The following is a 7,472-nucleotide window of genomic DNA, read 5'->3' as shown; positions in this document are numbered from 1 at the left end:
AATCGAAGCTGCCGTCGGGCGAAGCGTCGTCGGAGATCAACACCTGCAGGTTCGCGTAGGTCTGCGCGGCCAGCGACTGCAGCGTGGGCTCGATGAAGGTTTCGGCCTTGTACGTGGGCATGCAGGCCACCACGCGAGGTGTGCGTTCGGATGTGTTCATTGCCGAAGCTACAGCGCTTGCAGCACCTTGTCCGCCGCCTGCTGACCGAACATCGGGGCGGTAGTCAGCTTGCCCGGGTCGAGCGAGTGATAGCCGCCGTGGGAGTTGACGCCCACGCGCGTACGGTCGTGCAGGCCGCTGGCGGGATCGTTCACGTCGGTGCTCCCGTAGCCGACGATGGCGCCCGCATCCACCAGCAGCGGCTCGCACCGGGCCGCGCCCGGATACCACTCGTCGACGGCTTCCAGCAGCTCCTTCGCAACGGCGCGCGCCTCGTCGGCCGACAGCTCGGCGCGGCAGGGGGCGTCCCACGAGGCGGGCGGTGCGAGATCGTGCGACCAGCCCTTGCAGCCCAGCGGGTACCAGGAGAAGTAGGCTGTGCCGTCGTCGCGCACCACCACATCGCCGTAGGGGCCGAGCACCATCGTCACCGACTGCGCGTGCCGCATGGCCTGCGGCAGGCGCGCGATCACGCGGTACTTCAGGCGGTGCACCCAGCCGGGCGGCGGCGTGAGCCCGAGGCCGTGATCGATGCGCAGGCGGTCCTCCCACAGGCAATTGACGACCTGCTTCGAGCTGATCGCCCACGGACCCGACGCGCACTGGCCCGCGACGATGAAGCCGCCGCCGTCGGCCGCCACCGAATCGACGCGGTGCGAGGCGCGCAGCTCGATGAGCGGATGCTTCGCGAGCGCCTCGCGCACCAGGTTCGCGAGCTGGGCCGTGTCCACTGCGACCTCGGCCGTCTCGAACGCCGCCGCGAAGCGCTCCATGCGCAGGTGTGCCGACAGGCGGGCGGGGTCGTCGCGCACTGCCAGCCGCTCGGGCCGTATGCCCATGTAGTCGAGCGCCGGCGCGCAGGCGCGCTGTTCGTCGTAGAGCATCTGCACCGCTGCGTAGTGGGCTTCGAGCTGGTCGGCATCGAGCAGCGAGTCCTTGGCCACGAGGTAGTGAAAGGGCGTCGATCGCCGCAGCGTGTCGGCCGCCGGGCCGAGCCAGCGGCGCAGGTGCGTGCTGAACGTCAGTGCGCCTTCGAGCTGCAGCGTGGCGGTGGCGAGCGAGCGGTCGTTGGCGTAGATGAGACCGAGATGGATCTTTCCTTCGTTGCGCAGACTGGCGCGCGAGAAGGGCAGCGCATCGCGCTCGATCAGCGTGACCCGAACGCCCTGCGTGGCGAGCTCCAGCGCGACGCTGGCACCGGACAGGCCTGCGCCGAGGATGGTGACGGAGCGGTTTTCATGGCTCATGCCTTTGCTTGCAACGGCCACGTGTGCTCCCCGGGATGCATCGGTGCTCGATGATGCAGGCACAGGCGCACGGCTTGCGTTGCGCTTTGGCGATTCGGCGCCCCCGAACGAGGGGGCTCACCGGAAGGATCGGCGTTCGGGGTGGAATGCGAACTGCGTTCACTGCTGCGCGTTCGGGAAGAAGAGCTGTTCGCCGCCGATCTTGTACGCCGCGATGGCCTGCTGCCCGGCCGGCGAGACGATCCAGTCGACGAAGCGCTGCGCGGCCAGCTTCTTCACGTGCGGATGGCGCTCTGGGTTGACCATCATCACGCCGTACTGGTTGAACAGGCGCTTGTCGCCTTCCACCAGAACCGCCAGCTCACCCCGGTTCTTGAACGACAGCCAGGTGCCGCGGTCGGTCAACGCGTAGCCGCCGCTCGACGCGGCGATGTTGAGCGCCGGGCCCATGCCGCAGCCGCATTCCTTGTAGCCCGCGAAATCCTTCGCCGGGGCCGCGACGCCGGCCGCTTTCCAGTAACGTAGTTCGGCGGCATGCGTGCCGCTCTTGTCGCCGCGAGAGATGAACGGCTCCTTGGCGCCGGCCAGCTTGCCGAGCGCGGCCGTGATGTCCTGGCCCTTGATGCCGGCCGGGTCACTCTTCGGGCCGACGAGAACGAAATCGTTGTACATGACCGGCTGGCGCTTCAGGCCGAAGCCGTCGGCCACGAACTTCTCCTCGGCCGCCTGGTCGTGCACGAAGACCACGTCGGCGTCGCCGCGCCGGCCCATGTCCAGCGCTTGTCCGGTGCCCAGGGCGACGACCTTCACGTCGATGCCGGTGGCTTTCTTGAACGCCGGCAGCAGCTGGCCGAACAAACCGGACTGCTCCGTCGAGGTGGTCGAGGCCACGGTGATGGCGGTTTCCTGCGCCGGTGCAGCGACGGGCGTTATCGCCAGGGCCATCGGAATCAGCAGGGCGAGCAGGGCACGGCGTGAGGTGGCGAGGCGCATGGCAGGCAGAAGATGATGAGGACGCGACGATTGTTCGCCGCCGCTTGCGCCTTGGCGATATGAGGCCGTTTGCATATCGCCAATCGGAACGTCGGCTGTCAGCATCGCTGCCTTGTACGCCACGCACCCGTCAAGGCAGATAAGAGCGCAGCCCAAGACATGACGCATCCCGGCGACGGCTTCTCGATCGGCCTGCAGTACCGCTTCAGCCGCGGGCCCGGCCTGCGCAAGCCGCTCTCGCACCCCTTGATCGCCATGCTGCGTGCCGTGCGTGACGGCGGGTCGAAGTCGTCGTTCCTCACCAAACGAGCCGCCGCGCTGGTCCATGCCGAAGACCTGGCGCTGTCGCGCCTGGCCCCGCAGATCGAATCGCTCGCGCCGAACTCGCGCATGCCTTCGACGGCGTGCTCGGCTCGCCATCGCTCTCGCTCACGCTGTTCGCGGGCCACGACCTGGCCTTGCCGCTGTTGCGCGAGACCGCACGGCGCCAAGGCCTGCATCTGGACGTGCGCTTCCTGGGCAGCGTCGATGGCCTGCGCGCCCTGGCGGCCGTGGTCAACACCGAGGCCGGCCGCCAGATGCTGCTGGTCTACGGGCACGACGGTGCGCCCCCTTCGGCTCGCGAAGGCCCGGTCGCGCTGCTTGCGCTCGGTGACCCGCGCAGCGGCCCGAGGCACGTGCGCAACGTGCTGCGCATCGACGTGCGCATCCTGCGCGATTGATCGCTACTGCTCGCGGCTCACAGAACTGGCCCCGCGAGTCTGAACCCCGCGATAAGTACAACTCTGCTTTGCAACCGTGCCCGCAGAGCGGGAAGTGGGTGCAACGGGCGAGCAGAGCATGAGCAGAAGACCCAGCACAACCATTCACCGGCGTTCAATGTGTAGGTGGCAATCGTTGCCATCCGAGGCGAGCTGGCCGAGTTAGCCAAGACGACGTGCACTCCAACCACATCACGGACTGGAACAACCTGCGCGAGCGCGACGGACCGATGATCGACCCGGAAGGGGCGTCCACTCCATCAACTCTGCCCCGATGGCAAACCGACACGGTCTCACTGATCAAAATCAATCCCGTTTTCAGACGGATGGGACCAGCTCACTGAACGAACTGTGCTGCATGGCAAGGCGAACAATCGGGTCGACAAATGGAGTCTGTCGCCCTTGCGGAAAGATGGCGCTGAACTGAATCGCAGGAATCGACGGACTAACGAGTACGCGCATCAACCTACCCTCCTTGAGCCACGGTTCGTAATAAAAGAGAGGTAAAAAGGTGATACCCAATCCCGCGGCAGCCAAGATTGCAGACGCTTCCATACTGTTTGACGTGACGATGCGGGTCGGTTGAACCCCGCCGTCGCTGCACCAATCCATCAAGATGCCATGAAGGACCGATGCGGCGCCGTGTGTAATGACAGGCCATTTCACTAAATCGGATGGTGTCTGGGGCTGGGCGGAGACCCCAAGTTCTCTTGATGTGACAAATCCGAAGCGAACCTTACCCAGCGATTCGGCATGCATGCCGGCCTCCAGCTGATTGCCGTTGGGCATCAGAACAATGTCCAACTCACCTGCTTTCAGGAGTTCCAGCATCCCTCCACCGAGCCCGATCTGAAGTTCCACAGCCACCAGCGGATATGTCTCCTTGATGGCATGAACGAGCTGGGGAAGCCAGGTGAGCGCAATCAACTCTGCCACGCCAACCCGCAACGTCCCGCTCATCGTCCTTGCGTCGCCGACGTTATGCCGGATCTCAGAGACCAGTAACGCGATTTCCTCTGCATACCGAAGCAGGTCTCGACCCTTCGGAGTGACATGCACGCTCCGGCGCGTCCGGTCGAGCAACACGATGCCGAGCTCCTTCTCCAACTCGGCCAATCGCATGGAAACGGTTGACTGCGTCGAGTTGACTTTTATAGCAGCACGCCCGAAAGACTTGAGCCTGACGATCCAGCGAAACGTTTCGAGTTGCTGAAAGTTCATATCGATTTTTTTGATGTATTGAATCAATATTTATCATATTTATCTGGAATTCACATCGACTAAAGTTCTCCTACCGGAGAAGCGAGCGCCAACGTGTCGTGTTCCGGAGTGATTTTGTTCGCTTCCGTCGGCGCATTAATCGGTTGCGGAGCGCCGCCCCTTTGAATTCCGACTGGATATGGAGATTAAATGGCTCCGATAACTCAGGCCTCTGATTTCATTGTGGCAGACGACTTCTTGGTCTGCAGGCGGGAGGCCTGCAACTTTGCGCTGTTGTGGATAATTCAGTCCACAGTCATGATTGGCGGCATGTTGATGCTTGGCTACGACCGCATCGACGATCAATTCGGCTTCCCTTTAGGCGTGCCAACTTGGTATCTCGTGGCTTGTGTTCTGCCTTCCTTGGTCTTCTTGATCGTGAGTATCGTCATGGCCCTCCGCATGGAAGAGGTGGCAGTCAAATGAACACAAACACGTTGCAATGGGACCTGATTGTTCCTTTCGGCGTCTACCTGTTGCTCACCTTGGGGGTAGCGATCTTTGCGCGTACTGCGTTGACCAAATTAGTGACATCGGGCAAGAATTTCATGTCCGAGTACTACATCGGCGGACGAACTATGGGGCCCGTCGTGCTGGCTTTTACGTTCGTCGCGACGTTTGCTTCAGCAGGAACTTTTATTGGTTACCCTGGCCTAGCGTACAAGAACGGTCTGACTGTCGTGATGACGGGGATCAGTCAGATCACGCTCGCTTATGTGGCGTTCTCCATCATCGGAAAACGAATGTGTATTCTCGGTCATCGTACAGGGGCCGTCACATATACAGAAATCATGCGGCGGCGCTTTGATCATCCCGTGCTGGTCGTGGGTATCACGGTGGCAATCATTCTGTTCTTCGGGGCTTTCATGGTCGCGCAGTTCGCGGGAGCCGCACGTATCCTTCAAAGTATTGCAGGTGTTCCCTATGGGGTCGGGGTTTTGCTGTTTGGCGGTTCTGTCGCACTCACAGTCGTGATCGGGGGCTTCCGTGCGGTCACTTGGACCGACACATTGCAGGGCGTGGTCATGGTTTTGGGTGTCCTGATCGTGGTCCCGGCGTTCTTCATCTTTGCCGGTGGTCCAGATCTGGTTACCAGCCGCCTGCTGGAAGCGGACTCAGCGCGCGTTTTCGGGCCAGGACCTGGTGGTTGGGCCAGTCCGTCTGTGCTCATCGGCTTTTGGATTCTCTGGGTATTGCTGGCGGTAGGCAATCCCTCGTTGTCCATGCGTTTTATGGCCGCCCGCGACACGCGCACGATACACCGAGCCATGATCATCGCCGCAGTCATTGGCACAGTATTCTACGTACCAATGTTTTATTTCGGCGCAGCTATTTACACAGTCTTTCCGGATCTGCCACCCGACGTGGCCGTGCCACGAGCCTATTTAGCGAGCCTACCGGGCTGGCTCGCGGGCATCTGCTTGGCCGCACCGTTCGCCGCTGTCATGTCAACGGTCGACTCGCTTTTGCTAACCGCCTCATCGGCGCTCGTACGAGACATCTATCAAGGCTATATCAATCCCGAGGCTGATCCGAAGCGCCTCTCGCAGTGGTCTTATGTCATTTCTGCATGCATTGGCATCGGGGTATTGTGGCTGGCGCTTACGCCGCCACAACTCATTGCCACGGTTGTGATCTATTTTGCCGGTGGTGTCGCTTCGGCGTTCGTTGTCCCATTACTCGCGATGCTGTTCTGGCCCCGTGCCACGACCTGGGGTGCGATTGCATCGGTCTACGGCGGGATCGCCATCTTCTTGCTGATCGACATCTATGCCAAGAACCCGTTGGGTGTCCTGTCCTATCTGTGGGCGCTCGGGGCATCGGCTCTCCTTATGTGGTCGGTGAGCCTGGTGACTCGCCCGGCATCCCGAGCCGTGCTCGAGCTGTATTACGGAAAGTCGGAATTACAAGAAGTACCGGTTGTTCCACCTAATCGCAAGCAGGAGGTACGTTATGAATTCTAAGCCATTGCGCTCAATTACCGAGAAAGAGGTGTGCACGTTTGAAGACGATGGTGTCGTCGTTCTGCGCGAGATGTTTGACCCGGAGTGGATCGAGCAGCTGCGCTTGTGGGCAGACGAAGATATGGCTGCACCTGGTCAACTGCACCAGAATCTGACGCACGAGGGTAAACCAGGCCGGTTCTTTTTCGACACATTTATGTGGACGTACCACGAAGGCTTCAAGCGTTTTGTTCACGAGTCACCAGCCGCGGAAATTGCGGGGAGTATTTTGCGGGCAAAGAAAATCAACATCTTTTTTGATCAATTGTTGATCAAGGAGCCGGGCACCGCGGAGCGAACGCCTTGGCATCATGACATGCCCTATTGGCCGGTGCGTGGAAATGACATATGCACGCTTTGGTTGGCGCTCGATCAAGTGACGAACGACAACGGGGCGGTGGAGTACATCAAGGGCTCGCACAAGTGGGGCGTAGCATACAAGCCGCCGGCCTTCGCCGGTGACGACCGATACAAGATTGATTTACCCGAGGTGCCCGACATTGAATCAGAACGGGATAAACACGAGTTTCTTCAATTCGAGTTGAATCCCGGTGATTGCACCGTTCACCACGGCCTTTTAGTGCATGGCGCACCTGGAAACTCTCAAGCGGACCGACGCCGACGGGCCGTTGTGTCCCGTTGGGCCGGCGACGATGCGGTCTACCATCCCCAGCCTAATATTCAAAAGATGATGTGGGACCCAGACATCACGCCAGGTGGGCCGCTCGACAGCGACCTTTGGCCGGTTATTTGGCGACGATCCTGACAGAGTCCGAAAGGAAAATCTGAACAGGAAGATATCTAATGAAAGCAAATTCGTTCGTGCAAAATGCGTGGTACGTGGCTGGAATGTCATCGGAGTTCGAGACACGGCAGCTCCGTGGCATGACAATAGCTAAAAGACCAATCGTGATCTGGCGTGCAGATGACGGAAGCGTTGTTGCCTTCGATGATCGCTGCGTACATAAACGAATGCCGCTGTCTTGCGGCAAATTGCTTGAGAATGGAACACTCGAGTGCGCTTACCATGGATTTACGTACGACGGCA

Annotated in this window: 9 protein-coding genes; 5 read left to right on the top strand and 4 right to left on the bottom strand. The window is 60.7% G+C overall.

All coding sequences use genetic code 11. The features are described 5' to 3' along the window. The 3 genes from H0W38_RS22095 to H0W38_RS12180 form a co-directional block, all read right to left on the bottom strand. On the bottom strand, window positions 1-121 hold a 121-nt coding region (locus H0W38_RS22095; RefSeq protein ID WP_367161989.1), incomplete at its 3' end, for a glycosyltransferase. Between the two features lie 47 nt (window positions 122-168). Next, window positions 169-1,407 (bottom strand): FAD-dependent oxidoreductase, encoded by a 1,239-nt coding sequence (locus H0W38_RS12185; protein ID WP_292454338.1) that lies wholly within the window; start codon window positions 1,405-1,407, stop codon window positions 169-171. Window positions 1,408-1,566: 159 nt separating this feature from the next. Continuing rightward, window positions 1,567-2,352, bottom strand: coding sequence for an extracellular solute-binding protein (locus H0W38_RS12180; protein ID WP_292454343.1), 786 nt, complete (start codon window positions 2,350-2,352; stop codon window positions 1,567-1,569). 452 nt (window positions 2,353-2,804) lie between these two features. Here H0W38_RS12180 and H0W38_RS12175 point away from each other — a divergent pair, with 452 nt between their 5' ends. Further along, window positions 2,805-3,122: a hypothetical protein gene (locus H0W38_RS12175; RefSeq protein ID WP_292454336.1), complete on the top strand. Its 318-nt coding sequence runs from the start codon at window positions 2,805-2,807 to the stop codon at window positions 3,120-3,122. A 357-nt stretch (window positions 3,123-3,479) separates the two neighbouring features. Here H0W38_RS12175 and H0W38_RS12170 read toward each other — a convergent pair whose 3' ends face one another. Beyond that, window positions 3,480-4,409: a LysR family transcriptional regulator gene (locus H0W38_RS12170; protein WP_292454334.1), complete on the bottom strand. Its 930-nt coding sequence runs from the start codon at window positions 4,407-4,409 to the stop codon at window positions 3,480-3,482. A gap of 162 nt (window positions 4,410-4,571) precedes the next feature. On the opposite strand from H0W38_RS12170, the gene H0W38_RS12165 reads away from it, so the two are divergent. The 4 genes from H0W38_RS12165 to H0W38_RS12150 form a co-directional block, all read left to right on the top strand. Beyond that, complete coding sequence (locus tag H0W38_RS12165) at window positions 4,572-4,847, top strand: hypothetical protein (protein ID WP_292454331.1); 276 nt, start codon at window positions 4,572-4,574, stop codon at window positions 4,845-4,847. Continuing rightward, a complete protein-coding gene (panF, locus tag H0W38_RS12160) occupies window positions 4,844-6,385 on the top strand; it encodes a sodium/pantothenate symporter (RefSeq protein WP_292454329.1) in 1,542 nt (513 codons plus the stop codon). The genes H0W38_RS12165 and panF overlap by 4 nt, the downstream gene beginning before the upstream one ends. Further along, entirely contained in the window at window positions 6,375-7,190 is an 816-nt protein-coding gene (locus H0W38_RS12155) for a phytanoyl-CoA dioxygenase family protein (protein WP_292454326.1), read from the top strand. The genes panF and H0W38_RS12155 overlap by 11 nt, the downstream gene beginning before the upstream one ends. Before the next feature lie 38 nt (window positions 7,191-7,228). After that, window positions 7,229-7,472 (top strand): Rieske 2Fe-2S domain-containing protein (locus tag H0W38_RS12150; protein WP_367161987.1); only part of this gene is annotated, 244 nt, incomplete at its 3' end.

This window comes from Methylibium sp., assembly GCF_013817365.1.
GTDB lineage: Bacteria > Pseudomonadota > Gammaproteobacteria > Burkholderiales > Burkholderiaceae_C > Methylibium.
The sequence above is the reverse complement of the archived record's forward strand: the minus strand, read 5'-3'. Positions and strand labels throughout refer to the sequence as shown.

What these genes read in the sequence shown, in the direction of transcription:
- panF (WP_292454329.1), top strand. Translation starts at nt 4,844, where the DNA reads ATGAACACAAACACGTTGCAATGGGACCTGATTGTTCCTTTCGGCGTC.
- H0W38_RS12165 (WP_292454331.1), top strand. Translation starts at nt 4,572, where the DNA reads ATGGCTCCGATAACTCAGGCCTCTGATTTCATTGTGGCAGACGACTTC.
- H0W38_RS12185 (WP_292454338.1), bottom strand. Translation starts at nt 1,407, where the DNA reads ATGAGCCATGAAAACCGCTCCGTCACCATCCTCGGCGCAGGCCTGTCC.
- H0W38_RS12180 (WP_292454343.1), bottom strand. Translation starts at nt 2,352, where the DNA reads ATGGCCCTGGCGATAACGCCCGTCGCTGCACCGGCGCAGGAAACCGCC.
- H0W38_RS12155 (WP_292454326.1), top strand. Translation starts at nt 6,375, where the DNA reads ATGAATTCTAAGCCATTGCGCTCAATTACCGAGAAAGAGGTGTGCACG.